Below are 26,276 nucleotides of genomic sequence, written 5' to 3'. Positions count from 1 at the left end.
GAGCGAGGTCCGGAGCCGCGGGGGCGGTTCAGAACTGGACGTCCGAGCAGGCGTAGAACGCGTTCGTCGTGTCCGCGACCGTCCAGACGGCGACGATCACGTGGTGTCCGCTGCGGCCGCCGGGGATGGCGCCGCTGTGCGAGAGCGTGGCGGGCGGCTGCTGGCTGTTGTAGGGGACGGTGAGGAACGGCGTGGTGTCCAGGGCGGCCCTGGTCACGGCCTTGCTGTCGTCCCAGCCCTGCTTGGTGATGAAGTACTTGAAGTCGGTCGTGCGGTGCCGCGCGGTGAACTGCCAGCGGAACGTGTAGTTCTGACCGCCGCTCACCTTGGTCGTCGGCCAGGCCCCGCCGCCCGGGGTCTTGGGCGAGTTGAGCTGGTCGAAGCCCGCGATGCCCGCCGAACAGATCTTGCCGTCGGCCGGACCCGCCGCGGGGAAGCCCTTGAGCCCCTCGACGCTCTGCGGTTCGTACTGGATGGAACCGCAGTTGCTCACCACGCCCTTGGCGCAGTTGATCTGCCGGCTGGCCGGCAGATCGGTGTACCCGTGGCTGCTGGCGCCGCTGGTGGACAGCGCGAAGGCGCCGACCGTACCGAGGCCGACCAGGGCCGCGTACATCTTCTTGTTACGCATGTGCCGCTCCTGCCGAACGTGGGGAGTTCCGTGGGACGTGCGCGCACTGCGGTCTAGACCAAGCTCAGATTATTGCCGTTAGTTGAACATGTCCATACCAATCCTGGAGAGGATCCGTCCGCATCGCCCGCGCGACGTCGCGACGAGTTCACCGTTGGGCCGGTCGTTCCCCGCGACCCAGGCCGCGGCCTCGTCGGCCGATCTGCCGCCCGCCAACTGCCGCTCGATCAGCCGCTGTTGACGTACCTCTCCAGGTGAGTCCAGATACCAGCACGCCGCCATCAGCGCGTGCGCGGCCCGCCAGCCCGGCAGATCGCAGGCGAGATAGTTCCCCTCCGTGACCACCAGACGGGCCTCCGGAGCGACCAGATGCCGGGCCGCGACGGGCTCGTGCAACGTGCGGTCGTAATCGGGTACGTAGATGTCCCCGGCCGGATCGTCCAGGACGCGGCGCAGCAGCGCGACATACCCGGCCACGTCGAAGCTCGGCTCCGAGCCCTTGCGGTCGGTGAGGCCGAGGCGGGCCAACTGCGCGTTGGACAGATGGAATCCGTCCAGCGGCAGATAGGCGGCGCCGGCCCCGATGCGCGCCACGAGCGCCCGCGCGAGCGTCGACTTGCCGGTGCCCGGCGGCCCGGCGATGCCGAGGACGGCCCGCGGGGCGCGGGCCGTCAGCCGCCAGGCGTCGTCGGCCAGCCGGGCGAGGGACTCCCGTTCATGGTCATCGGTGTTCTCCATGGCCCGTATAGAACGCCACCGTCAGGTCCTTCACCAAGGCCTTGCGCTCGTAGTCGTCCAGCTCGACCAGGCCCCGGGTGGTCAGCCGCGTCACCGTGTCCTCGACCGAGTCGACCACCGAGGTCAGCACGGTGTCGCGGTGCCGTGCGTCGAGTGCGGCGACCCTGCGGCGCTGCATCGCGGCGGCCACCTCGGGGGCGTACTCGATACGGGTCGGCTGCGCCGAGAAGACCTCCACGCCGACCGCCTCCGCGTCCACGGCCAGCGCCTTCGTCAGCGCCTCGCCGACCGCCTCCGCGTCGCGCAGGGTGGGCGCGTCGTCGTGGAAGGCGTCGGCGGGCAGCCGCGAGAGCACCCGTGCGGTGGTCGCCTCCACGCACTCGCGCAGATACTCCTGGTGGTCGGCGACCGCGAGCGTCGCCCGCGCGGTGTCCTTGACCCGCCACACGACGAGCACGACGACGCGCAGCGCCACCCCCGAGCGGTCCACGGCCGGCATCGGCTCGCTGCGCCAGTGCCGCAGCCGTACGTCCACGCGGCGCCGCAGCAGCAGCGGGTTCACCCACAGAAGTCCGGTGCGCCGGACGGTCCCCCGGTAGCGGCCGAAGAGGCTGAGCACCCAGGCCCTGCCGACCCGGCCCCTGGCCAGACCGCCGAAGCCGAACAGGGCGAGCGTCCCCGATCCGGCGAGCGAGGCCCACTGTTCGGCGCCGAGCCCGGCGCCCGCGTACCCGGGCAGCCCCGTCACCTGGACCGCGGGGGCGGGCAGCGCGCCCGCCCACCACAGCGAGAGCACGCACCCGGCGGCGCCCGCGCAGCCGCCGAGCACCCCCGCGATGCCCGGCAGGACCCGCGCGCGCCGCTCCGCCAGGGCCGGGTCGACGTCCGGCACGGCGCGCCTCGGCGGCTCGGCGACGACCGGCCGGCGGGCGGCGGCCCGCGGCTGCTCCCCCGTCCCCTGCCTGCGCCGCACCACGGCGGGCGACAGCGGCACCGCCGTCGCTCCGCCGGTGTCGTCGGGCTCGTCGCGGAAGAGGAGGTGGACCGGGATCTCGGTGGTGGCCTCGCTCTGGATCACCCGTGGCGGCCGGGCCGTGCCCGGCTCGGGCGCCCCCGCGGGTCCCGGGGACTGCGGCTGGGAAGCTGCCGTCGCACTCATCCGTGCCTCCGACTCGTTCGTGCCTGGATCTCATTGCTGCCGGAGCCACGTCCCTGCCCGGGTCCGCTCCCCCTGCCGTTCACCGTGCCGCTCACCGGAACAGCCGCCGCCACGTCTCGGGCCCGGGGAAACCGTCGGCCGCGGCCCCCCGCCAGCCCTGGGCCCGCTGGAACGCCTCCACGTTGCGCCGGTCGCTCTCGCTCCAGCTCGGCCCGGGGCCGCGCGCGTAGTACTTGCCGAAGCCCTTCTTCACCAGCTGCCTGCCGAGCCGCTCGATCGCCGGGTCGGTGCGTCCCGGGCGGAAGACCCCCGTGCCCGGGTAGGCGGGGGCGCCCTTCGCCCCGGTGCTCTTGCCGCCTCCGCCGACGGGCCCCGCCGTGCCCGCGCCGATGTTCTTGCCCTTCCCCGACATCAGGTACGACCAGGTGGTGGGCCCCGGCAGGCCGTCCGCCTCCTTGCCGCGCCAGCCCTGGGCCAGCTGGAAGGCCCGCGTCGCCCTGCGGTCCGCGTCGCTCCAGCGCGGCCCGGGTCCCGAGCGGTAGTAGCGCTTGCCGCCCCGGGCGACCAGGGCCTTGCCGAGCTGGGTGACGTACTTGTTGTTCGCGCCGGGGCCGAACGAGCCCGCGCCCGGGTAGCGCTTCGCCGAGGCGCCCGAGCCGCCCGGTGCGCCGCCCTTCACCCCTTTGTAGCGGTAGGCCACATAGCGGTCCCCGTTCGACCAGTAGCCGTACGGAGTGGCCTGTCTGCGGGCGTGCGGGCGGGCCTGTTCGTAGGCGATGTAATGCGTGTGCGTGTAATCCGTCCAGCCGCCGAAAATCGTCACGTGCGAACCCTCCGTGGGGTTCGCCGGATTGTGGAAGAGCAGAATGTCGCCGGACTGGAGCTGGTTCTTCGAAATGCGGGTCCCGTAGCTTGCGAGACTGCCCGTCCATTCGTTCCCGCTCAGGTTCCACGCCATGGAGACAAAGCCCGAGCAGTCCTGCCGGTAGCCGTCGGACCAGTACTTCTCCATGCTGTACGGCACCTGCGCGGCGACCCACTTCTTGGCCCTGTCGATGATCGCGGAGCGGGTCGTGGACCGGTAGGCGCTCTTCGGGACCGTGCCCGCGGACACCGGTGTCGCCGAGGCGCCCGGCCTGCCGTGCAGCGGGCTCGCGGTGCCCTGCGGCATGCCGGGGCCGTCGTCGGCGGGGACCGCGCCGGGAGCCGCCGCCAGGCCCCCCACCTCGGTGGACGCCACGGCCGGCAGGCTCTGGCCGCCGCCGAGCACGGTGCAGGACGCGGCCGCGAGCACCAGGGCCCTGCGGGCGCCGTGCGCCGCCGGATGGCCGCCGAACCGTACCGGAAGAGCATGCGCCGTCGTACGTCGCCAGTGAATACAACCGGGACAGTCGCAGTCGCTCTCGGGGTCGAATTCCTCGAATACCGGAGCGTCCTCCATGCGATTCCCCTCACACCCCAGAAAAGAATGTCCGCGCATCTGCACGTCCGTCAGTTTCTCAACTGTCCCGGGATACCGCATGTTGACGGTCCGAATGATGCATTCGCCCACGCCAGGGGGCACGGGCCGGGCCCCGGGGGCCGGTCGGGGGGTGGTCGGGAGCACCCCCGCACATCCGGTAGAGTTCTCCAGGTCAGCAGGCGCCGCTAGCTCAGTTGGTTAGAGCAGCTGACTCTTAATCAGCGGGTCCGGGGTTCGAGTCCCTGGCGGCGCACAGACAGCGAAGGCCCTCCGTTCACGCGGGGGGCCTTCGTCGTTCCCTCGTGCGCCGGATGACGTGCCGCTACCGTTGCGCCATGGCGCGGGACATCCAGGAGCGGATCAAGAAGCTGATCATCGACCAGCGGCTGCCCTCCGGGGCCTCGCTGCCCACCGAGCCCGAGCTGATGGCGCGCCTCGGCGTCAGCCGGAACTCCGTGCGGGAGGCCCTCAAGGCGCTCCAGGCGATGGGGATCGTGGAGATACGGCACGGTTTCGGCACCTATGTCGGCCCGATGTCGGTGGCACCGATGATCGAGGGACTCACCTTCCGTACGGTCGCGGGGCACTACCGGGGCGAGGACAGCCTGCTCCAGCTCCTGGAGCTGCGCGAGGCCGTCGAGACCGGCCTGATCGCGCGCCTCGCGGGCCGCATCCCGGACGCCGATCTGGCCGAACTGGACGGCTTGGTGGACCGGATGGACGCGGAGGCCGCCTCTCCGGAAGGCGCCGTGCGGGCCGAGACCGACCGCGCGTTTCACGCCACGCTCTACCGCGGCCTGGGGAACGTGCTGCTCGGCGAGGTCCTGGAGGCGTTCTGGGACGCCTTTCACAAGGTCCGCACAGATCTCGTGGCCGTACCGCAGGATCCCAAGATCACCTGCCGTCAGCACCGCGAGATCCTGGAGGCAGTGCGCTCGGGCGACGCCCTCCGCGCTGAGCAGGCCATACGTGAGCACTTCGGGAACATCCGCGCCCGCCTGAGCTCACCCGCCCCAACAGACGCCTCAAATCGCTCGTATGACCGGTAAACCCCTTGTTTCGCCCTTGCGATCATGGCTAGGGGCGTAGAACCCTGTCATGGAGCCATTGGCTCTCATGAGGCGGACGATACGGGGCAGTTGGGGGCCCGAGACGACCGCGGCGGGGCAGGGACGGGGGCCCCGTTCATGAAGCGATGCCGAGGGGGGCATCATGCAACCGGAAGGTAGTCGTTCCATGTCTAAGGAGACGACGGCCTGACACTGATGCGTCCGTGAAGGTCTAGGGGGACCCGACCGGACGGAAGGACCAACGAACACGCGGGGGACCCGCGTGCGGGGGGATGACTCATGACGTCGACGCCGACGGGCGCCCGACAGAACGACCCGTCAGAGACGACCCAACTACGGGTGCCGTCGCACAGGACGGGCGGATTCCGCAGAATCAAGAAGACCCTGCCGCGCTACGACTACGAGCACTACAGCCGGCTCGCCGGGCCGCTGACACAGCCCGACCCGAGCAAGCCGTACAAGGTCAAGTACCGCTCGCTCCTCTCGCAGGAGCCGCACAAGGTACGGGCCGCGCTGATGCTGGGCGCGGCCCCGCTGCTCTCCCTGGTCCTGCTCGGCTGGCTGCTCCAGCCCGAGCACTGGACCGAGCGCGACTACGTGGCCAACGACTGGCTGCCGGTGCTCGACATCGTCATGCTCGTCTCGATCGGCCTGATCGAGTTCTTCCGCTGCATGAACGTGCTCTCCAACGCGCACGCCACCCTGGTGGCCCGCGACCCGATCCCGGTGGTGCCGGAGACCGGGACCAGAGTCGCCTTCCTCACCTCGTTCGTGCCCGGCAAGGAGCCGATCGAGATGGTGACGAAGACGCTGGAGGCCGCGGTCAAGATCCGTCACCGCGGTCTGATGCACGTCTGGCTCCTCGACGAGGGTGACGACCCTGAGGTCAAGGAGGTCTGCCGGCGGCTCGGCGTGCACCACTTCTCCCGCAAGGGCGTGGCGAAGTGGAACATGACCAAGGGCCCGCACCGCGCCAAGACCAAGCACGGCAACTACAACGCCTGGCTCGACGCGCACGGCGACGACTACGACTACTTCGCGTCCGTCGACACCGACCACGTCCCGATGCCGAACTACCTGGAGCGGATGCTCGGCTTCTTCCGCGACGAGAACGTGGGCTTCGTCATCGGCCCGCAGGTCTACGGCAACTACGACAACTTCGTCACCAAGGCCGCCGAGTCCCAGCAGTTCCTCTTCCACGCGCTGATCCAGCGCGCGGGCAACGCGTACGGCGCCCCGATGTTCGTCGGCACGTCCAACGCGGTGCGCATCAGGGCCCTGAAGCAGATCGGTGGCCTGTACGACTCGATCACCGAGGACATGGCGACGGGCTTCGAGATCCACCGCGCCACCAACCCGGTGACCGGCAAGAAGTGGAAGTCGGTCTACACGCCCGACGTGCTCGCGGTCGGCGAGGGCCCGAACGCCTGGACGGACTTCTTCACCCAGCAGCTGCGCTGGTCGCGGGGTACGTACGAGACGATCCTCAAGCAGTTCTGGAAGGCACCCTTCTCGCTGCCCCCGGGCCGTCTCTTCAACTACACGATGATGGTCATCTTCTACCCGATGTCCGCCATGAACTGGATCCTGGCCGCGCTCAGTTGCGCCCTGTTCCTGGGCCTCGGCGCGTCCGGCGTGAACATCGACCCGACCATCTGGCTGATGCTGTACGGCAACGCGTCGGCGCTCCAGATCGGCCTCTACATCTGGAACCGCAGGCACAACGTCTCGCCGCACGAGCCCGAGGGCTCCGGCGGTGTGGCGGGCATGGTGATGTCGGCGCTCTCCGCGCCGATCTACGCCCGCTCGCTCCTGGACGCCGCCCTGCGCCGCAAGAGCAAGTTCGTGGTGACCCCCAAGGGCGACTCGGCGAGTCCCGACACGCTGTTCGGGACCTTCCGGATCCACCTGTTCTTCATCCTGGTCTTCGGCGGTTCGATGGCCGCCTCCTTCGTGTACGGGCACTCCCACCCCGCGATGATCACCTGGGCCACCTTCGCCCTGCTGATCACGGCCGCGCCGATCTTCGCCTGGCGCTGGGGCATGCGGCAGGACAAGAAGAAGTCCAAGTCCGGTGGCACGCCGGGGGCTTCGGGGCCGTCTCAGGGGGCGGACGCGGTGGTCCCGCAGCAGCGCGACGTCACGGCGCCGCTGCCCCAGGTCCAGCAGGGACCGCCGCCACCGCACGGGACGCCCGCCGCCCCGCACGCGCCGCAGCAGAAGCCCAGCTGGGCGGCGCCCGACCAAACCATGCAGATTTCCCTTGGGGGACGTAAGAAATGAAAGACCGTTCCAGCCGCCGCCGCGCCCGCCGCATCGCGATAGGCGCGGCGGTGGTCATAGCGCTGGCCGGGATGAACGGCCCGTGGCTCTGGCGCGTCGGCTCCGAGAAGTACCACGACTACAAGATCAACAAGCCGGAGTACAAGGCCGACAACGGCCACTGGGAGGTCCTCAACTTCCCCGAGGAGTACCGCCAGAACACCATCCACGCGGCCCTCCTGCACACCGGCAAGGTCCTCCTCGTCGCCGGTTCCGGCAACAACCAGAAGAACTTCGACAAGAAGCAGTTCGACACGCGCCTGTGGGACCCGGTCAAGAACACGATCAAGAAGATCCCGACGCCCGTCGACCTGTTCTGCACCGGCCACACGCAGTTGGGCAACGGCAATCTGCTGATCGCGGGCGGCACCCAGCGCTACGAGAAGCTGAAGGGCGACATCACCAAGGCCGGCGGCCTGATGATCGTCCACAACGAGGACCCGGACGAGCCGAAGACGATCCCCGCGGGCACGAAGTTCACCGGCAAGAAGAACGGCAAGACCTTCGTCTCCAAGGACAACATCCTCGTCGAGAAGGCCAAGAAGGTCTTCGACCCGCAGACCGGCGCATTCGTGCGCACCGAGCCGGGACTCGGCCGCGTCTACGTGGAGGCGCAGCGCAGCGGCACCAAGTACGAGACGGGCACCCAGGACAACTACCGCATCCAGGGCCTGAAGGGCGCCGACACCCGCAACGTCTACGGCATGGCGCAGAAGCTCGCCCTGGACAAGAAGGACTTCCAGGGGATCAAGGACAGCTTCGAGTTCGACCCGGTCGCCGAGCGGTACATCAAGGTCGACCCGATGAACGAGGCGCGCTGGTACCCCACGCTGACCACGCTCACCGACGGCAAGATCCTCTCCACCTCGGGCCTCGACGAGATCGGCCAGCTCGTCCCCGGCAAGAACGAGGTGTACGACCCGAAGACCAAGAAGTGGACGTACACCAAGGGGATCCGCCAGTTCCCGACCTACCCGGCGATCTTCCAGATGGCCAACGGCAAGCTCTTCTACTCCGGTTCGAACGCCGGCTACGGCCCCGACGACGTCGGCCGCAAGCCCGGCATCTGGGACCTGAAGACCAACAAGTGGCAGGGCATCCCCGGCCTCGGCGACCCCAAGCTCCTGGAGACCTCGGGCACGGTCGAACTGCCGCCCGCCCAGGACCAGAAGTACATGGTGGTCGGCGGCGGTGGCGTCGGCGAGTCCGAGGACTCCAGCAACAAGACGCGCATCGTCGACCTCCTCGCCGAGAAGCCGATGTTCGCGAACGGCCCCGAGCTGGAGAAGGGCACGCGCTACCCGCAGATCTCCACGCTGCCCGACGACACGGTGCTGATCTCCGGCGGCTCGGAGGACTACCGCGGCCGCGGCGACTCCAACATCCACCAGGCCCGCATCTACGACGCGAAGACCGGTGAGATGAGGCGCGTCGCCGACCCGGAGGTGGGCCGCAACTACCACTCGGGCTCGATCCTGCTGCCCGACGGTCGCGTGATGTTCTTCGGCTCCGACTCGCTCTACGCCGACAAGGCCAACACCAAGCCGGGCGTCTTCGAGCAGCGCATCGAGATCTACACGCCGCCGTACCTCTACCACGGCTCGCAGCCGGAGCTGGGCGCCGGGCCGAAGACCATCGCACGGGGCGGGTCCGGCACGTTCCCGACGGAGCACTCGTCGTCCATCAAGACGGCCCGCCTCATCAAGCCGAGTGCCTCGACGCACGTCACGGACATCGACCAGACGTCGATCGCGCTCGACCTGAAGAAGTCGAAGGGCGCGGTCACCGTGACGCTGCCGAAGAACCGGTCCCTGGTGGAGTCGGGCTGGTACATGCTCTTCGTCACGGACGACCAGGGCACGCCCAGCAAGGCCCGCTGGGTCCGGGTGCCGTAAGGAACGCCCCGTCAGGGGCGCGGGGCTGTGACCTTCGCGGCTCCGCCGCGTGGGCCCGCTCAGCGCGTGAAAAGCCGCGGTCGCGTCTGCCGAGTTACCTGGCAGATGCGACCGCGGCTTTTCTGTGGTTGCTCGCGCAGTTCCCCGCGCCCCTTACGGGGCCGCCCCTACCCGGTCGCCTTCGCGAGGTCCAATGCGTACTCCGGCCACCAGTCGCCCGCCTTGGGACCGCCCCGGCACGTCCCGTCCGACTCGCCGGGCCGCTTGACCCACAGATACGCGTCGACCAGCGGGTCGTCGGTCTTGGTCGTCGGCGCCTCGCCGAGCGCGCGGCCCGGCGGGTTGCACCAGGGGTCCTTGCCCTTGGTGTACGGGCCGTTTCCGTTGCGCGCCGTGTCGATGACGAACGGCTTGTTGCCGATCTTCGCCGACAGCTTCTTGCCGAAGTCCGTACTCGCCCGCGTGGTCTGGAAGTTGGAGACGTTGACCGAGAAACCGTCGGCCTGCTCCACACCCGACCACTTCAGGGGCTCCCAGAGCGAGTCGGGGTTCTTCCAGCCCGCGTTGCCCGCGTCCAGGTACACCTTCGTGTTCTTCAGGGACTTGAGCTTGCCGATGGCGCCCTTGAGGAGGTCGTAGCGCTCCTCGTGGAACTGCTCCGGCGTGCAGTTGTCGACCATGTGGAGCACCGCGTCCGGCTCCAGGATCACCGTGGCGTGGCGGTCCTCGATGCCCTTGGCGAGCTGGTCGATGAAGGCGCGGTAGGCGTTGCCGTCGGCCGCGCCGCCGCCCGAGTACTGGCCGCAGTCGCGGTGCGGGATGTTGTAGACGACCAGGAGCGCGTCCCGGTCGGCCTTCTCCGCGGCCTCCGTGAAGCCGCGCGCCTGGTCCTCCGCGTTCTCCGGGACGATCCATTCGGCGACGGGCTGCTCGGCGATCTTCCGGATCAGCCCGGCTTCGTCCTTCTTGCCGTCCTTGTCGTACGCGGCGACCTGCTTGGCCGCGTTCCCGTCCGGGTTGACCCAGTACGGGTCCTTGCCCTTGGGCTGCTGCTTCACCGGCGGACTCGACGTGTCGCCGTCCGAGTCACCGCTGGAGGAGCACGCGGAGAGCAGCAGCGCGGCCCCCGCGAGCGCCACTCCCGTCCTCACGCCCCTGGCCGCGAAACCGTGCCCGCGACCGGTGCTTTTGCGGTACATCCACTCCCCCTTGGGTGCACTGTCCGTCACTCAATCCTGGCACACGTACTCCCTGCCCACGAGGTCCGGCCGCCCGGCGTGAAGACCTGTAGGAGAGCTGTTACAGCACGCCACGCGCGGGTAGGCGCAGTGCGCGGGGAGCGGTGGGAGGAGGGTCATGCGAGACGGGGAGAGTGAACTGCGGCTCGCCGACGTCCTGGTGGAGAGTGCCGACACGCTGACCGACGGCTTCGACCCCGAGGCTTATCTGAGGTGGCTCGCCGACCGCTGCGTGGAACTGCTCGGCGCCCAGGGCGCGGGCGTGATGTACACGGGCGAGGGCGAGGCGGTCCAGCTGATCCCCGGCACCCGCGAACAGCACGTGGTGCACGACCTGTTGGCCGTGCAGCGGCTCGGCGGCCCGTGCCTGGAGAGCCTCGGCACCGGCGAGCCCGTGCCGCCCGTACCGATCGACGCGCGGGGCGCGGGCGCCCGTTGGCCCGCGTTCGCCGAACGGGCCGATCTGCACGGCATCGCGGGGACGTACGCCGTGCCGTTGCGCAGCGGGGGACCGACGCTCGGTGTGCTCAACGTCTTCGTGCCGCACGCGCCCCGGGTGGACGGCTCCCGGCACGAGTTGCGGGTCGCGCAGACCCTCGCGCGGGCGGCGGCGGTCGGCCTGCGCAACCACCGCACTCACGCGGAGTGCCGAACGCTCTCCGATCAGCTCCAGACCGCGCTGGACAGCCGCGTCCGCATCGAACAGGCCAAGGGCATACTCGCCGAACGGTGGGGCACCGGCATGGACGAGGCATTTGACGTGCTGCGCCGCTTCGCACGCAGAGAACGCCTGGTCATCGACGCGGTCGCGACACAAGTGATCAAGGGCGAGATCAACAGCGGGGCCTTCGCGCAGGACAGCTCCGAACCTTCCTGAGATCGGGCCCCACCTGGGATGATCACAGAGGGAAAGCGCTGCACGACTTGGCGTCATTCCACCTCTAGGCTCACGCGGTCATTCGTTCTAAAGTCTGTTCCAGGCCCAAGCCCCCGGCCTTGTCGACCGTTCCGCGCGAGCGGAATGGCCCCCGAACCTCCCGCGCCGACGCCGGGTTTCTCCCGCAGCTCGTGCGCGCGCGGTCGAGGACCAGCCCGGTCGGCGGCTCCGGGGGGAGCGGGCCGCCGATCGGGCCAGGTGGCACCGGTTTCCGGGCCCCTGCGCCACCCGGGCCACAGGGCTGCGGGGGGACGGGGTCACCTCGGCCGGTGGCCCCGTCTCGCGAACGGCACCGGCGCCCACGTCCCGGCCCACCAGGGCCCTAGTGGCCGCGGACCCCCGTCAGATACGCCGAGACGACCACGTTCGCCGTGTACGTACGGGTCGCCCTGTCGAACGTGCCGCCGCAGGTGATCAGGCGCAGCTCCGCCCGGCCCGCCTCGCGCGGGCCGTACGCCTTCTTCGCGTCGAACCGGTCCCTGGTGAGGACCTGCACGTCCTCCACCGTGAACTCCGCGACCGTGCCGTCCTCGCGGGTCACCCCGACCCGTTCGCCGGGGCGCAGCGCGCTCAGGTCGTAGAAGACGGCGGGCCTGGTCTCGGTGTCGACGTGCCCGACGAGCAGGGCCGCGCCGGGAGACCCGGGGCGGGTGCCGCCGCCGTACCAGCCGACCGTGCCCGGCTGCTCGAAGGGCGGCGGGTCGATGGCCCCTTCGGCGTCCAGGCCGCGGGCCGCCACGGGGGCGCGCACCTCCAGGGCGGGCACGTCGACGCGCTGCGGGCGCGCGGGCGCCAACGGCTCGTGCGCGGGCGGCAGTTCGACGCCGAGCGGGCGCCCCACCGCGGCCACGTCGCCGGTCGCGGGCGCGGACATCCCGCCGCGCAGGTCCGCCATGTCGCTGCCCCACAGCCACAGGCCGACCAGGAGGACCGCCCAGGCCACGCCGGTCAGCAGCCGGCTTGTCCCGGACGTGCGCTCGCCGCCGGACACGGGTGCGTCCCGCCCGTCACTCGGAGCGGCGTCGGCGGACGCTGCGGAACGCCACGGCGACCGCCGCGACCCCCGCGAGGACCAGGCCGATCACCGCGTGCCGGGTGCCGGGGCCCGCTTCCTCCGCGCCCTGCGTCGAGGCGGTCGCGGCCAGCTCGGCGGTGCCGCCGCCACCGGCGCGCACCGGGGAGACCGGCGCCGGGTTGTGCTGGATGACGTGGACGGTGCCCGCGCCCTGGTGGGGGTGGCCGTCGCAGTTGACGGTGACGTCGTAGCTGCCCGCCACACCGTGCTTGATGCGGGCGCTGCCGTTGAGCGAGTACTTGTCGCCGTCGCGCCCGGTGAGCCTGACCTCGCCGTCGAAGGCGCCGGACGAGGCGGACCCGGTGGTGCCGTCACAGCCCGAGACGCTCACCTCTACGGTGGCGCCGGGCGCGGCACTGGACGGGGTGACGGTCGCCCGTACGGAGTCGTGGTCGTGGGCCTGGGCCACGCCGAGGGGCAGGGCGGCCGTCAGGGCGACGGCCGCCACGGCACCACGCAGGACAAGGGGACATATACGCATCGTGAACCTCCTGCTACCGAGATTCACGCGCGGTGACGCCGCCCGCATCCCTGAGGCACCCGTATGGAGACGAGGGCCCCTACATCGGCGGGTCGGCGCGGAGAAACGGGTGGGCGGGCGGGAAAGCTATCGCCGCGAAGCGGCGCTCAGACCCGCTCCACGAGATCAGCGATGGATTCCACGATGTTCGAGGGCCGGAAGGGATGCTGATCGACGTCCTCCCGGGAGGTGAGCCCCGTGAGCACCAGGAACGTCTCCATGCCCGCCTCCAGTCCGGCAAGGACATCCGTGTCCATGCGGTCCCCGATCATCGCGCTCGTCTCCGAGTGCGCCCCGATCGCGTTCAGCCCCGTCCGCATCATCAGCGGATTCGGCTTGCCCGCGAAGTACGGGTTCCTGCCGGTCGCCTTGGTGATCAGCGCCGCGACGGCCCCGGTGGCGGGCAGCGGCCCCTCGGTGGAGGGCCCGGTCTCGTCCGGGTTGGTGCAGATGAACCGCGCCCCGCCGTTGATCAGCCGCACGGCCTTGGTCATGGCCTCGAAGGAATACGTCCGGGTCTCGCCGAGCACCACGTAGTCGGGGTCGTGGTCGGTCAGGACGTACCCGATGTCGTGCAGCGCCGTGGTCAGCCCTGCCTCACCGATGACGTAGGCGGTGCCGCCGGGCCGCTGGTCGTCCAGGAACTTCGCGGTGGCGAGCGCGGACGTCCAGATGTTCTCGACGGGCACTTCCAGACCCATACGGGTCAGCCGGGCCTGGAGGTCGCGCGCGGTGTAGATGGAGTTGTTGGTGAGGACGAGAAAGGGCTTGCCGGACTCGCGCAGCTTCTTGATGAAGGCATCGGCCCCGGGAATCGGCACCCCCTCGTGGATGAGCACGCCGTCCATGTCGGTGAGCCACGATTCGATGGGCTTGCGCTCTGCCATGGGGTGCACTCCTGCGGTGTACGGGTTGCCTGGGGCGCCGGGACAGCGCTGTGCCGGCGCCCCCAGCCTAATCAGGAAGTCGTGATCTTGACCCCGTCGATCGTCCAGTACCAGTTGTTGCCCCCGGTGTAGCGGAAGCGGACCTGGGCCTTCCGAGCGCCTGCGGGGACCTGGAGTGCGATGGTCTCCACGACGGATGCCGTGTCCGCCGTGTACGTCTTCACCGCGACGGGGGTCCCGCCGTCGTACGAGACGAGGACCTCGCCCTTCTGCGGGGCCTCCTGGCGGTAGTACGTCGTGTACGTGAGCGTCGCCCGTCCGCCGCCCTGCACGTCGTACGGCGGGCTGATCAGTGTCGAGTCGAAGGTGCCCGAGAAGGACTTGTCCGACCACTCGTCGCCGTCGGCGACCGCGAAGACGCCGCGGGCGCGGATGTTGTTCTCGCGCCGCTGGTCGCGCTCGGCCTTGGTCCAGAACTCGTCGGTCGTGAAGGACCAGCCGCGCCACTCGGTGATGCCGCCGGTGCCCATCTTCGTGTTGTCGACGCTCCAGCCGCTCGGCGGCGTGTGCGTGAAGCCGATGACGCCCGCGCCGATGCCGCCCTCGTCGACCGGGCCGGTCAGCTTGGTGCGCAGCGTGTCGAAGTCGTCGGGCCGGGGCTGCTGGATCGGGCGGCCGTCGAAGCCCCAGGACGGGTCGATCGCCACTCCCAGGTGGGCGAGGGCGGACGCGGCGATGTCGGGCATGCGGACGTCGTGGCGTACGGAACCCGCCGTGACCGTGCCACCCGTGGCGATCATGAAGGTCTGGCGCTCGGGCCAGCTGGAGCCGCCGTGGCCGCCCGCGTCGGTGTGCCCGTGGTCCGCGGTGATCATGACGAGCCAGTCCTCGCTGCCGTACGTGGCGCGGGACTTGACGGCGGCGAGGATCTGGCCGACCTGGGTGTCGACGCCGTGCAGCGCGTCCAGGTACGCCTGGCTCGCGGCGCCGCTGGAGTGGCCCGCGTGGTCGACGTTGTCGAGCTGGACGAAGACGGCGTCGGGGTTGCCGTTCTTCACCTCGGCGACGGCGCGGGACGTGGTGCCCACGTCGTACTCGGCGGCGGGCGTGGAGACCCGGGTGTCGACCTTCGCGGAGAAGATGATGTCGGTGATCGGCGCCCAGGACGCCACGGCGTAGGTCCGCAGGGACGGCTTCGCCGCCTCGATCCGGGTCATGAAGTCCGGGTACTTGGCGAGCTGGTGGCCGGTGAACTCGTTGTTCACGACCTTGTGCTTGTCGGGCCAGACGCCGGTGATCAGCGTCGACCAGCCGGGTCCTGACGAGGTCGGCGCGAGCGGCTGGGCGTAGAGCGCGCTGGGCGCGGTGAGGCCCGCGCTCATCAGGCCCTTGAGGGTGGGCGTTTCGGCGTCCTTGACTCTGTTGAGCAGCGCGCCGTCGAGGCCGATGACCAGGACCTTGGGGGTCCTGGCCGCGGCTCTGGCGACGGCTGCGAGGGGGCCCGCGGCGAGTGCCGCGGCCGCGGTGGAGACGAGCAGGGAGCGGCGGGTGATGCCTGACGACACGTGGTCCTCCGGGTTCGGGGCGGGGGCGACGCACACCAACGCCCCTGGAGAACCAGGGGCGTTGGGTCCATACCCGTTATCTTTTCGCTACCTGACACCCCCGGACCAGGGGTGCGACGGTGAACTCTCAGCTACCGGTCGCCGACTTCCAGTCCTCCACGTACGACTGGAGGTTCTTGGAGATGTCCGCCCAGTCCGGCTCGAAGACCTCGACACCGTCCACGATCTTGTCGAGGGCGACCGCGTTGGCGTCGGTGGCCTTGATGTCCTTGCGCGCCGCGAAGCCGCCGCCGATCTCGCTGACCTGCTGCTGGGCCTTGCGGCTGAGCAGGTAGTCGAGGAACTTCTTGGCGTTGGCGTCGTGCGGGGCCTTGCTGACGAGCCCGGCGGCGTACGGCAGGGCGAAGGTGGTCGGCTTGCCGCCCTGCTTGGCGGGGAACCAGATGCCGAGGTTCGGCATGTCCTTGGACTGCGCGTAGTTCATCTGGACGTCGCCGTTGGCGGCGAGCAGCTCACCCTTGTCGACCTTGGGCGCGAGCTTGCCGGTGGAGGCGGACGGGCCGACGTTGTTGGTCTGGAGCTTCTTCAGGTACTCCATGGCCGGCTTCTTGCCGCCGAAGTCGTGCATCGCCTTGATGAGCACGGCGGTGCCGTCGCCCGCGACGCCGGGCGTGGAGTACTGCACCTTGTCCTTGAACGAACCCTCGGTGAGGTCCTCCCACGTCTTGGGCGTCTTGCCGCCCGAGAGCTCCTTCTTGTTGTAGATGAAGCCGAAGTAGTTGTTCACCACGGAGGTCCACTTGCCGCCGGCGTCCTTGTCGGCGCCGTCGACCTGCTCGGACCCCTCGGGCTGGTACTTCTGGAGCAGGCCCTTCTCGTCGGCCTGCTGGATGAACGGCGGGAGCGTGATGATGACGTCGGCCTGCGTGTTGGACTTCTCGCGGACGGCGCGCTGCACCATCTCGCCGGAGCCGCCCTCGACGTAGTTGACCTTGATGCCGGTCTTCTTCGTGAAGTCCTTGAAGACCTGGTCGTACCAGCCGTCGCCGTTCTCGCCCTTGAGGCCGTCGGCGCTGTAGACGGTGACGGTCTTCTCGTCGGACGCGGCGGAGCTGCCGCCGCAGGCGCTGAGGGATCCGGCGAGGACGATGCTGCCGGTGACGGCGGCGAGCGTGCGGGCGCGGGGCAGGGTGCTAAGGCGGGACATGACGTTTCGTACTCCTTGAAGAACCGTGGGACGGGGGTGAGTTCAGCGATAGGAGGCGCGGGTGCGGACGCGGGAGACGGCGAAGAGCACCAGCAGGGTCGCCGCCATCAGGACCACCGCGAGGGCGGCACCGGTGAAGAGGGAGCCGCGGTCGGTGGCCGCGTAGATCCGCACGGGGAGCGGCATCCAGTCCGGCGGGTAGAGCATCATCGTGGCGCTCAGCTCGCCCATGGAGAGCGCGAAGCAGAGTCCGGCGGCCGCGTTCAGGGACGGCAGCAGGAGCGGCAGCTTCACCTTCCACAGGACGTACGAGGGCCGGGCACCGAGGGATGCGGCGGCCTGTTCGTACGCCGGGTCGAGACGCACGATGGCAGCCGAAACCGACTGGTAGGCGAACGCCGTGACAAGAATGGCGTGCGCGAGGATCACGATCCAGCGCGTGCCGTTGAGGATCATCGGCGGCTTGCTGAACGCCACCAGGACCGCGAGGCCCACGACGACGGACGGCACGGCGACGGGCAGCATGAACAGCGCGTCGAGCGCCCGCTTGCCGCCCTTCCTCAGCGAGGCGGCGGCGAGCGCGGCCCAGGAGCCGACGGTCAGCGCGAGCAGGCTCGCGGTGACCGCGGTGACCAGGCTGGTGGTGAGGGCCTGGAGCGACTCCCCGCGGGTCGCCGACGCGTAGTGCTCGGCGGTGAACCCGGAGGGGAAGGCCCCCGACCAGTGCTCGGAGAACGACGCCGCGAGGATCACCAGGAGCGGCAGCGCGAAGAGCGGCAGGAAGAGGACGAAGAAGAGCGCCCAGGTGGCCCACTTCCCCTTGCGGCTATGCACCAACACGACGGCTCACCACCCGGTACAGGCCGTAGAGGCCCACGGAAATCGCGATGTTGACCACGGCGACGACACAGGCCGCCGGATAGTCGGATTCGAGAATGGCCTTGCCGTAGACGAGCATCGGCAGGGTCGTGACGCCCTTGGCGCCGGTGAAGAGCACGATCCCGAACTCGTTCAGGCACATGACGAGGACGAGGCTGCCGCCTGCGGCGAGCGCGGGCAGCGCCTCGGGCAGGATCACCCGGCGCACGATCCGCCAGGGCCTGGCGCCCAGGCTGGAGGCGACCTCCAGCTGCGCGGTGTCGATCTGGGAGAACGCGGCGAGCAGCGGCCGCATCACGAACGGCGTGAAGTACGTGATCTCGGCGAGCAGCACGCCCCACGGGGTGGTGAGGAACTGGAAGGGCCCCTCGGCGGCGCCCGTCGCGTCCGTCCACACCCCGTTGGCCATGCCCTTCGTCCCGTAGATGAAGAGCAGGGCGAGCGTGATCAGGAAGGACGGGAAGGAGAGGAAGACGTCGATGAACCGGGATACGGCCTTGCCGCCGGGGAACGGCACGAAGGCGATGATCAGCGCGAGGGCGGACCCGAGCACGAGACATCCCACGGTCGACCCCACCGCGAGCCACACGGTGGTCCCGAGCGCGTCCCGGAACGCCTCGGAGGCGAAGACGTCGGAGTACGGCTGGAGCGAGGTCCCCCCCGTATCGGGCCGCACGGACTGCTGGACGACGAGCCCGAGGGGGTAGAGGAAGACGAGACCGAGAACGGCGATGGGGGGCAGGGCCCAGACGAAGGCGGGCACACGACGCCGCGCCCGCTCCTGCTGCGGCAGACCGTGCCGTTCCCGCTGCGGCGAGCCGTGCCGCTCCCGCTGTGGGCAATTGTTCCGCACGGCGGAACGGGTGGGCACAGCCCCCGTCGCCGGTTCACTTTTCGCGAGGCGCTCAGCAGGACTACCCATCGGTCACCCCGCCGGAGAGCAACACCGCGTCCTCAGCAGCGAAATGCAACGTCACAGAGTCCCCGATGGCAGGAGGCGACTTCAGCTCAAGAAGATCCGCCTTGACCCGCTCCCCGGCGACATCGACGTACAACCGGTGCGTGGCACCCCGCCACTGGACCTCAGTCACCTTCCCTGTAAGGGAATTGGGCCCCTCCCCCAGCCCCACCAGATGCGGCCGCACGCACAACGTGGCCGTCACCCCGGCGGCCACACCCCCCGTGTCGACCTTGAGCTCGGCCCCGCCGAAGGAGACGCCGCCCGAACCCACCGTCACCGGAAGGAGATTCGCGTTGCCCACGAAGGACGCGGTGAACTCGGTCCGGGGCGAACGGTAGAGCTCCTGGGGCGTCCCGCAGTCCCGCAGCCGGGCGCGGTCCATGACGGCGATCCGGTCGGCCAGGGTCAGCGCCTCGACCTGGTCGTGGGTGACGTACAGGATGGAGACGTCGGGCAACTCCCGGTGCAGCCTGGCCAGTTCGGCCAGCATCCCCGAGCGGAGCTGCGCGTCGAGCGCGGACAGCGGCTCGTCGAGGAGGAGCACCCCGGGCCGGATGGCGAGGGCGCGGGCGATCGCGACCCGCTGCTGCTGCCCGCCGGACAGCTCGCGCGGATAGCGCTTCGCGTACGCGGCCATGCCCGTCATCTCAAGGGCCTCGGCGACCCGTCCGGGGATCTCGCCCTTGGCCACCTTCCGCGCCTTCATGCCGAAGGCGACGTTGTCCGCGACGCGCATGTGCGGGAAGAGCGCGTACTGCTGGACGACCATGCCGATGCCCCGCTGGTGCGGCGGCAGGCCCGTGACGTCGCGCTCCCCGATGAGGACGCGCCCCGAGGCGGGCCGCACGAAGCCCGCGACGGCCCGCAGCGCGGTGGTCTTGCCGGACCCGGAGGGGCCGAGGAGGGCCATGACCTCACCGGGCTCGACGGTCAGGTCGAGGGAGTCGAGGACGGTGGTGCCGCCGTAGGCGACGGACACCCGGTCGAAGCGGATGCCGCTGCCCATCAGCCGACTCCCCTGAGTATCGCGGGCAGTTCGGCGACGGAGCCGAGGACGTGGGTGGCTCCGGCCTCGCGCAGCGCGGCGTCACCGTGGGCGCCGGTGAGCACCCCGGCGACGACGGGGGCGCCGGAGCGTACGCCGCTGAGCATGTCGTACGCCGTGTCGCCCGCGACCGCGACGTCCTGGACCCCGGCCACGGCGCCGGTGCGCAGGAACGCGGCGAGCACCATGTCGGGGTAGGGCCTGCCGCGGCCGCCCGCGTCGGCGGGGCACAGGGTCAGCTCGACGAGGTCGCGCCAGCCGAGCGCGTCCAGGATGGCGTCCTGGGTGACCCGGGCGAACCCGGTGGTCAGGACGACGGTCCTGCCGTCGTCCTTGAGCTCCTCGATGGCCTCGCGGGCCCCGGGTACCGGGGCGATGCGGCCGCCTTCGACGAGCGCCCCGTACGCCTTCTCGAAGGCGACGTTCGCCTGCTGGGCGAGCGCCTCCTCGCCGAAGAGGTGCCGGAAGACGGAGATCTTGGACTCGCCCATCGTGGCGCGGACGTACTCCAGTTTCGCGGCGTGGTCCGCGGAGTCGGGCTCGACGCCGAGTTCGCGCGCGGCGGCGGCGAAGGCCTGCTCGACGAGGCCGCCGTCGGCGACGGTGGTCCCGGCCATGTCCAGTACGACGAGGCCCGTGCGGTGCGTGGTCATTTCGGTCACCATCCCAGCTGGTCCGCGGTCTTTTCGGCGATGGCGGGTGAGCAGGTCATGCCGCGCCCGCCGGGCCCGGTGACCAGCCACACGCCGGGGCGCAGCTCCTGTCGGTGCACGACCCTGCTGGTGTCGACGCACTGCGCGTACACCCCGGCCCAGCGCCGCCTGATCTTCGGCAGCGGGCGGCCGAGGAAGCCCTCGACGACCTCGGTGAGGTGCTCGTAGGGGTCTTCGAGGGTGTCGAAGGCGAAGGGGTGCTCGTACTCGTGGGTGTCGCCGATGGTCAGGCCGCCGTCCGCGCGCTGGACCATGAGCAGCTGCATCTTGTGCGCGGCGGCGGTCGGCGTCTGGGCCTGGCCCGCGTTCAGCGCGTCGAGGGCGTCCGACTTGTAGGCGGGGTAGTAGCGGAAGCTGTCGGCGTCGGCGACGGAGGTGGTGAGCGTCTCGCCGAGCGGTTCGGTCTGCATCATCTGCAGGCGCACGCGGCGTACGGGCAGGTCGGGTCCGGCCAGTTCGCGGACGAGGCCGCCGAGCCAGGCGCCGGTGGCGAGGACGACGACGTCGCCGGTGTGCACGTCGCCGTGGTCGTCGCGGACGCTGCCGGTGCCGACGACCTCGCGGACCTCACGGCCCGGCAGGAAGGTGTAGCGCGGGGACTTCAACAGGGCTTCGCGCAGCCGCAGTTGGGCGGTGCGCGGCTCCACCGCGGCGTCCCGCTCGCACCACAGGGCGGCGCTGAACTCGCCGCGCAGCGCCGGGTTGACCTCGCGCGCCTCGTCGGCGGAGAGCAGCTTGTAGCCGCGGGCGGCCGCGTCGGGGCGGGCGAGCGCCGCCTCGGCGACGGCGCGCTCGCGGGCGTTCCGCACCAGGGTCAGCGAGCCGATGGCCCGGAAGCCGAGGCCGGGCACGCGCTCACCGATGCCCTCCCAGAGCTCCCTGGCGCGCAGCGCGGTGTCGAGCTCCTCGCCGCCCGCGCGGCCGCTGACCCATATCTGTCCGAAATTGCGCAGCGACGCGCCGCGGGCCTCGCTCTCTCGCTCGATCTGTACGACCTCGTGGCCGCGTTCCACTGCGTGCCAGGCGTGCATGGTTCCCACCACGCCGGCTCCTACGACGATGACTCTCACGGCGGCAACGCTCCTGTGGGTGAGTGACCCGCGTGGGGCCGACGGGCAACGGGACGGTGAACGGGCACCCAAGCTTGGCCTAGACCCGTTATCTTCTCGTTACCCCAGGAGGGCGGCAAGGCCGCGAACGGCTCAGCCGAGATGCGTGGTGAAGGAGAAACGGTCGCCCCGGTAGAGGGTCCGCACCCGTTCGAGGGGGCGCCCGGAGGTGTCCCGCGAGAGCCGGTGGATCAGCAGCATCGGCAGCGCGGGCGGCGTCCCGATGAGCAGCGCCTCGCGCGGCGTCGCGAGGACCGTCTCGATCCGCTCGTCGGCGTCCCCGAAGGCGATGCCGAGTTCGTCGCGCAGATAGGCGTAGAAGGACGAGTCCGGCTCGAAGTCGCCGTCGAGCCGGGGCACCCGGTCCACCGCGACGTAGGTGCTCTCCAGGCCGACCCGCTCGTCGTCGGCGAGCAGCACGCGCTCCATGTGCCAGACGGGCTCGCCCGCCGCCGCGCCGATCTCCGCGGCGAGCGCGGGCGGGCACGGGAAGCGGTCGAGGGAGATGAGGTTACGGCCCGGCCTGCGCCCCTGCCGTCGTACGCCTTCGGTGTAACTCGCCAGCGAGAGCGGCTGCTCCAGCTTGGGGCCGGCGACGACGGTGCCGCGGCCCTGCCTGCGGAGCCTGCCCTCCAGGAGGAGTTCGCGCAGCGCCTGGCGCACGGTCTCGCGCGCCACCTCGTACCGCACGGCGAGGTCCCGCTCGGTGGGCAGGGCCTGGCCGTCCCCCAACTCCTCGATGAGGGCGGCGATCCTGGCCTTCACCGCGTAGTACTTCGGGATGCGTCCGTGCTCGGGAATGCCGGAGCGCACGGGGGCGCCGGGGGCCTGGTCGAGCAGGTGGGCGGGCGGCTGCGCGGCGTTCGGGTTGTCCACCCGGGGATGTTCGCAGACGTTCGTGAACTGGAAGGTGAACGGCGGATGCCGGTCGGCCCCTTCGGACCTCCGGCGGAGGCGACCGCGCCCGCGGCCGCCGGGACTGTCACAACGGGGCGGCGCGGGCGCGGTCCTTCCGGCAGGTGGCGGGAACGGCTGGGTCAGCGCCCTCCGGCCCGAAGGCGCCTGGTTCCCGCCACAAGGGCACCGCCGACGAGGAGGAGGGCGCCGGCGGTGGCCCCCAGCCCGAGCACGGCGCCCGGACCCGTCTCCGCGAGCTGTGCGGCGGCCGGCGTCCTGGGGCCGCCCGCCACGATGTCGAACGGATAGTCGTTGGACTCGCCGACCCAGTCGCCGTCGTCGTCCCTGCGCTGGACGACCGCGGCGGACGCCACGACGCGGTCGGGGCGCGCGTCGGCGGTGAAGGCGAGCCGGACCTTGACGGAGACCGTCCTGCCGGGGCCGACCGTGAAGCCGGGGGCGCCGTCGCCGAAGACCCCGATGTTCTCGTCCTGGTCGGTCCGCTCGAACGGCACGGGGCGCCAGCGCGTCCCGTCGTGGAACTCCAGCCGGATCTGGCGCGCCCGCAGCCCCTGCTTCCGGTCCACCAGGACGAGAATCGGGTGGACGTCGCCGCAGGAGTCACCGGTGGTGTTGGTGAGGTCGATCGTCCAGTTCCGCCGGGGGCCGCCCGCGCGGTAGGTGTCCGGGCCCTCGTGGACGCGGGTGTCGATGGGGAAGTCCGCGCTGTCCGCGGCCGCGCAGCCGGGCCCCCGCACCGCGCCGGTGTCCCCCAGGTGCCACGCGGCCGTCGCGGCGGCCGGGTTCCTGACCGCCGACCCGGCGGCCGCGGCGGTCGCGCCCGCCGCCGCGGTGGCGAGGGCGGCGGCCGCGGCGGTGGCGCCGAGGGCGAGGGAACTGCGGAGTCGCATGACGGACCTTTGCTGAACGGGGCGCCTTGCTGAACGGGGCGCGGGACGGGCGACGGGCGGGCCGCCGACCGGTCCCGGCCCTCCGCGGCGACGGGATCGGCGCCGCGGAGGAGGCGCGGGAGGCGGGCGGACGGCGGACGGAATTCCACCCGGTCGTGGCCAGCGACCCTGCCACGCACGCGCGAGCGCACCGGCGCGCCACCGCCCGAAGGGACCGATCGGCCGCCCAAGTCCCCTCGATCAGCCGATCTTCCGTCCCTTTCGATGGGCGGGAAAGGCCACTTCCGCCCGGCCGAAGACCGGCGCGAGGACCAGTTGGGCCGCGCCCTCCGCGACCCCGCGCTCCCCGCCGGGCGCCGGTGCGACGGGCACCCGCGCCGCCCCGCCGCCGCGCCGCACCCGCGCGTCGACGACCGCGCCCACCCCGCGTACGAAGAGGTCCTCGGCGGCGAAGACGGTCCGCCCGCCCAGCAGCACCCGGTCGATGTCGAGCAGCCCGACCAGGTTGCCCGCGGCCGTGCCGAGGACCCGCGCCGCCTCGTCGAGCGCGCCGCGGGCGACGGCCGCGAGGCAGAGCGCCTCGACACAGCCGCGGTCCCCGCACGCGCAGGCGGGCCCGTCCAACTGGAGCACCTGGTGGCCGAATTCGCCCGCGCCGGTGCGGTCGCCCCGGTACAGGGCGCCGCCGAGCACGAGTCCTGCGCCCAGCCCGGTGCCCAGGTGCAGATAGGCGAAGGACTCGGCGGCGCCCGCGAGCGCGAGGCCCAGCGCTGCGGCGTTGGTGTCCTTGTCGACCACGACGGGCAGCCCGAGCCGCTCCGCGAGCGCGTCCCCGAGCGGGAAGCCGTCCCAGGCGGGGAAGCCGGTCACGCGGTGCAGCACGCCGTCGGCGTGGTCGAGCGGGCCCGGCAGCGCGACGCCGACGCCGGACACCGGACCGTGCCCGGCGAGCAGCGCCCGCACCTCCCCCGCCGCCGCGTCCACGACGGCGTCGGCGCCCGCGCCGAAGGCGAGCGGGGCGCGGCGCTCGGCGACCACCGTGCCGGTCAGGTCGACCAGGACGGCGGTCAGCGCGTCGCGGTCGAGGTGCAGGCCGACGGCGTGCCCTGCCTCGGGGACCAGCCGCAGCACCGTGCGCGGCTTGCCGCCCGTGGAGGCGCGGCGGCCCGCGTCGGCGGCGAACCCCTCGGCCCGCAGCCTCGCGGTGATCTTGCTGACCGCCTGCGGGGTGAGCCCGGTGCGCTCGGCGAGCTCCAGACGGCTGATGCCGCCCTCACCCGCCGAGCGCAGCAGATCGAGCACGAGCGCGGCGTTGTGGCCGCGCAGCGCAGGCAGGTTCACTCCGGGTCCGACCCTGTTCACGTACGACTTCACGGGGCCATTGTCCCTTCCGCTTGCACTTTGGCAACACCGTTGCTTAAGTGGAGTGCATGACTGGTACAGGCTCTGGCACCCCCCTCCGCGTCGGCCTCGTCGGATACGGCCTCGCGGGTTCCGTCTTCCACGCCCCGCTGATCGCCGCCACCGAAGGGCTCGTCCTCGACACCGTCGTGACGTCGAACCCGGAGCGGCAGGCCCAGGCCCGCGCCGAGTTCGGCGACGGGCTGCGCACCGCCGCGTCGGCCGACGAGCTGTGGGAGCGCGCCGACGAGCTCGACCTGATCGTCATCGCCTCGCCGAACAAGACCCATGTGCCGCTGGCCACCGCCGCGCTCAAGGCGGGCCTGCCGGTCGTCGTGGACAAGCCGATCGCGGGCACGGCCGCCGAGGCCCGCGAGCTCGCCGCCCTCGCCGACGAGCGCGGACTGCTCCTGTCCGTCTTCCAGAACCGCCGCTGGGACAACGACTTCCGTACGCTGCGCCGGCTGATCGCCGACGGCGAGCTCGGCGACGTATGGCGCTTCGAGTCCCGCTTCGAGCGGTGGCGCCCGCAGCCCAAGGGCGGCTGGCGCGAGTCGGGGAACCCGGAGGAGATCGGCGGGCTCCTCTACGACCTGGGCAGCCACGTCGTCGACCAGGCCCTGATGCTCTTCGGCCCGGCGGCCACCGTGTACGCGGAGGCCGATGTGCGCCGCCCCGGCGCGGAGGCCGACGACGACACGTTCATCGCGCTCACCCACGCGAACGGCGTCCGCTCGCACCTGTACGTCAGCGCCACCACCGCCCAGCTCGGCCCCCGCTTCCGCGCGCTCGGCTCGCAGGCGGGCTATGTGAAGTACGGCCTCGACCCCCAGGAGGCCGCCCTGCGCGACGGCAGGCGGCCCGCGTCCGACGCGCCCTGGGGCGTGGAGCCCGAGGCGATGTGGGGCCGGGTCGGCTCCGGCGAGTCCCCGCTGACCGGCGGCGGCCGCCCCACCCCGACGCTGCCCGGCGACTACCCCGCCTACTACGCGGCGGTCGCCGACGCCCTGCGCGGCACGGGTGAGAACCCGGTCACCGCGCACGAGGCGGCCGCAGCCCTCGACGTCATCGAGGCGGCCCGCCGCTCGGCGCGCGACGGCGTGACGGTGACGCTGTGAGCGCCGCCCCCGCCCAGGCCCCCTCCATCGCCGAACTGGAGGCACAGGAGGCCCGTCTGACGCTTCCCCGCTTCACGTACGACGACGCGTGGGCGCTCGGCACGCTCCTGGTGGAGCTGGCCCGCGAGCGCCGGGCGCCGGTCGCGATCGACATCCGGCGCGGCGGCCAGCAGCTGTTCCACGCGGCGCTGCCCGGGTCGACGCCCGACAATGACGCCTGGATCGACCGCAAGCGCCGTGTCGTGGAGCGCTACGGCTGCTCCTCGTACCTGGTCGGCTCGCGCTTCCGCGCCAAGGGCACGACGTTCGAGGACGCGTCCCGGCTCGACCCCGACGTGTACGCGGCGCACGGCGGCGCCTTCCCCCTCGCGGTGGAGGGCGTGGGCGTGGTCGGCGTGGTGGTGGTGTCGGGGCTTCCGCAGATCGCGGATCACGCGCTGGTGGTGGAGGCGTTGGAGCGGTTCACGGCCGGGTAGCAGGGGTGCGGACCAGGCCCGGACCGGCCCTTCGCAGGACAGCGCAATCACCCGTCCCGG

At 71.3% G+C, this 26,276-nt stretch carries 24 protein-coding genes and 1 tRNA gene; 7 read left to right on the top strand and 18 right to left on the bottom strand.

The window, feature by feature from the left end; translation table 11 throughout:
• Nucleotides 1-28 precede the first annotated feature (28 nt).
• The 4 genes from ACIO9J_RS36670 to ACIO9J_RS36655 form a co-directional block, all read right to left on the bottom strand.
• Complete coding sequence (locus ACIO9J_RS36670) at nt 29-631, bottom strand: lytic polysaccharide monooxygenase (protein ID WP_402009184.1); 603 nt, start codon at nt 629-631, stop codon at nt 29-31.
• Between the two features lie 78 nt (nt 632-709).
• A complete protein-coding gene (locus ACIO9J_RS36665; RefSeq protein WP_402009182.1) occupies nt 710-1,369 on the bottom strand; it encodes a nucleoside/nucleotide kinase family protein in 660 nt (219 codons plus the stop codon).
• Nucleotides 1,353-2,528, bottom strand: coding sequence for an SPFH domain-containing protein (locus ACIO9J_RS36660; RefSeq protein WP_402009180.1), 1,176 nt, complete (start codon nt 2,526-2,528; stop codon nt 1,353-1,355). The genes ACIO9J_RS36665 and ACIO9J_RS36660 overlap by 17 nt, the downstream gene beginning before the upstream one ends.
• 91 nt (nt 2,529-2,619) lie before the next feature.
• Entirely contained in the window at nt 2,620-3,969 is a 1,350-nt protein-coding gene (locus ACIO9J_RS36655) for a peptidoglycan-binding protein (protein ID WP_402009178.1), read from the bottom strand.
• Nucleotides 3,970-4,169: 200 nt separating this feature from the next.
• Between ACIO9J_RS36655 and ACIO9J_RS36650 the strand changes: the two genes are divergently transcribed.
• The 4 genes from ACIO9J_RS36650 to ACIO9J_RS36635 all read left to right on the top strand — a co-directional run bounded on the left by ACIO9J_RS36650 (nt 4,170) and on the right by ACIO9J_RS36635 (nt 9,277).
• Nucleotides 4,170-4,243: transfer RNA gene (locus tag ACIO9J_RS36650), tRNA-Lys, on the top strand.
• A gap of 82 nt (nt 4,244-4,325) precedes the next feature.
• Nucleotides 4,326-5,039: a FadR/GntR family transcriptional regulator gene (locus ACIO9J_RS36645; protein ID WP_402009177.1), complete on the top strand. Its 714-nt coding sequence runs from the start codon at nt 4,326-4,328 to the stop codon at nt 5,037-5,039.
• Between the two features lie 300 nt (nt 5,040-5,339).
• Nucleotides 5,340-7,343 carry a glycosyltransferase family 2 protein gene (locus ACIO9J_RS36640; RefSeq protein WP_402009175.1) on the top strand — a complete coding sequence of 668 codons (2,004 nt, stop codon included), beginning with the start codon at nt 5,340-5,342 and terminating at the stop codon, nt 7,341-7,343.
• Nucleotides 7,340-9,277 (top strand): galactose oxidase-like domain-containing protein, encoded by a 1,938-nt coding sequence (locus tag ACIO9J_RS36635; protein ID WP_402009174.1) that lies wholly within the window; start codon nt 7,340-7,342, stop codon nt 9,275-9,277. The genes ACIO9J_RS36640 and ACIO9J_RS36635 overlap by 4 nt, the downstream gene beginning before the upstream one ends.
• A gap of 167 nt (nt 9,278-9,444) precedes the next feature.
• Here the strand turns inward: ACIO9J_RS36635 and ACIO9J_RS36630 are convergent, their stop codons facing one another.
• Nucleotides 9,445-10,476, bottom strand: a complete 1,032-nt coding sequence (locus ACIO9J_RS36630) for a glycoside hydrolase family 6 protein (protein ID WP_402009171.1) — start codon at nt 10,474-10,476, stop codon at nt 9,445-9,447.
• Nucleotides 10,477-10,633: 157 nt separating this feature from the next.
• On the opposite strand from ACIO9J_RS36630, the gene ACIO9J_RS36625 reads away from it, so the two are divergent.
• On the top strand, nt 10,634-11,392 hold the full coding sequence (locus ACIO9J_RS36625; protein WP_402009168.1) for a GAF and ANTAR domain-containing protein: 759 nt from the start codon (nt 10,634-10,636) through the stop codon (nt 11,390-11,392).
• A gap of 382 nt (nt 11,393-11,774) precedes the next feature.
• Here the strand turns inward: ACIO9J_RS36625 and ACIO9J_RS36620 are convergent, their stop codons facing one another.
• The 13 genes from ACIO9J_RS36620 to ACIO9J_RS36560 form a co-directional block, all read right to left on the bottom strand.
• Nucleotides 11,775-12,443: a class F sortase gene (locus ACIO9J_RS36620; protein WP_402009165.1), complete on the bottom strand. Its 669-nt coding sequence runs from the start codon at nt 12,441-12,443 to the stop codon at nt 11,775-11,777.
• 16 nt (nt 12,444-12,459) lie between these two features.
• Nucleotides 12,460-13,008, bottom strand: a complete 549-nt coding sequence (locus ACIO9J_RS36615) for a hypothetical protein (protein WP_402009162.1) — start codon at nt 13,006-13,008, stop codon at nt 12,460-12,462.
• 146 nt (nt 13,009-13,154) lie between these two features.
• On the bottom strand, nt 13,155-13,934 hold the full coding sequence (locus ACIO9J_RS36610; protein WP_402009159.1) for an HAD-IIA family hydrolase: 780 nt from the start codon (nt 13,932-13,934) through the stop codon (nt 13,155-13,157).
• A gap of 71 nt (nt 13,935-14,005) precedes the next feature.
• Nucleotides 14,006-15,499, bottom strand: a complete 1,494-nt coding sequence (locus ACIO9J_RS36605; RefSeq protein ID WP_402009156.1) for an alkaline phosphatase family protein — start codon at nt 15,497-15,499, stop codon at nt 14,006-14,008.
• 127 nt (nt 15,500-15,626) lie between these two features.
• Entirely contained in the window at nt 15,627-16,706 is a 1,080-nt protein-coding gene (locus ACIO9J_RS36600) for a 2-aminoethylphosphonate ABC transporter substrate-binding protein (RefSeq protein WP_402009153.1), read from the bottom strand.
• Nucleotides 16,707-16,748: 42 nt separating this feature from the next.
• Entirely contained in the window at nt 16,749-17,546 is a 798-nt protein-coding gene (locus tag ACIO9J_RS36595) for an ABC transporter permease (RefSeq protein ID WP_402009150.1), read from the bottom strand.
• Entirely contained in the window at nt 17,533-18,438 is a 906-nt protein-coding gene (locus ACIO9J_RS36590; RefSeq protein WP_402009147.1) for a 2-aminoethylphosphonate ABC transporter permease subunit, read from the bottom strand. The genes ACIO9J_RS36595 and ACIO9J_RS36590 overlap by 14 nt, the downstream gene beginning before the upstream one ends.
• Nucleotides 18,439-18,499: 61 nt before the next feature.
• Nucleotides 18,500-19,552, bottom strand: coding sequence for an ABC transporter ATP-binding protein (locus ACIO9J_RS36585; RefSeq protein WP_402009144.1), 1,053 nt, complete (start codon nt 19,550-19,552; stop codon nt 18,500-18,502).
• Complete coding sequence (locus ACIO9J_RS36580; RefSeq protein WP_402009141.1) at nt 19,552-20,244, bottom strand: HAD family hydrolase; 693 nt, start codon at nt 20,242-20,244, stop codon at nt 19,552-19,554. Before ACIO9J_RS36580 ends, ACIO9J_RS36585 begins: the two co-directional genes overlap by 1 nt.
• 5 nt (nt 20,245-20,249) lie before the next feature.
• Entirely contained in the window at nt 20,250-21,374 is a 1,125-nt protein-coding gene (locus ACIO9J_RS36575) for a TIGR03364 family FAD-dependent oxidoreductase (protein WP_402009138.1), read from the bottom strand.
• A gap of 132 nt (nt 21,375-21,506) precedes the next feature.
• Nucleotides 21,507-22,289 (bottom strand): GntR family transcriptional regulator, encoded by a 783-nt coding sequence (locus ACIO9J_RS36570; RefSeq protein WP_402009135.1) that lies wholly within the window; start codon nt 22,287-22,289, stop codon nt 21,507-21,509.
• A 161-nt stretch (nt 22,290-22,450) separates the two neighbouring features.
• Nucleotides 22,451-23,221 carry a hypothetical protein gene (locus tag ACIO9J_RS36565; RefSeq protein ID WP_402009132.1) on the bottom strand — a complete coding sequence of 257 codons (771 nt, stop codon included), beginning with the start codon at nt 23,219-23,221 and terminating at the stop codon, nt 22,451-22,453.
• A 240-nt stretch (nt 23,222-23,461) separates the two neighbouring features.
• Nucleotides 23,462-24,595, bottom strand: coding sequence for an ROK family protein (locus ACIO9J_RS36560; protein ID WP_402009129.1), 1,134 nt, complete (start codon nt 24,593-24,595; stop codon nt 23,462-23,464).
• A gap of 56 nt (nt 24,596-24,651) precedes the next feature.
• On the opposite strand from ACIO9J_RS36560, the gene ACIO9J_RS36555 reads away from it, so the two are divergent.
• Nucleotides 24,652-25,740: a Gfo/Idh/MocA family oxidoreductase gene (locus tag ACIO9J_RS36555; protein ID WP_402009126.1), complete on the top strand. Its 1,089-nt coding sequence runs from the start codon at nt 24,652-24,654 to the stop codon at nt 25,738-25,740.
• Complete coding sequence (locus ACIO9J_RS36550; RefSeq protein ID WP_402009123.1) at nt 25,737-26,216, top strand: heme-degrading domain-containing protein; 480 nt, start codon at nt 25,737-25,739, stop codon at nt 26,214-26,216. The genes ACIO9J_RS36555 and ACIO9J_RS36550 overlap by 4 nt, the downstream gene beginning before the upstream one ends.
• Nucleotides 26,217-26,276: the final 60 nt, after the last annotated feature.

Origin of the sequence: Streptomyces sp. NPDC087300, from assembly GCF_044744425.1 — a bacterium.
Classification (GTDB): domain Bacteria; phylum Actinomycetota; class Actinomycetes; order Streptomycetales; family Streptomycetaceae; genus Streptomyces.
Note: the sequence above shows the minus strand (reverse complement) of the source record. Positions and strands in the feature narration are given on the sequence as shown.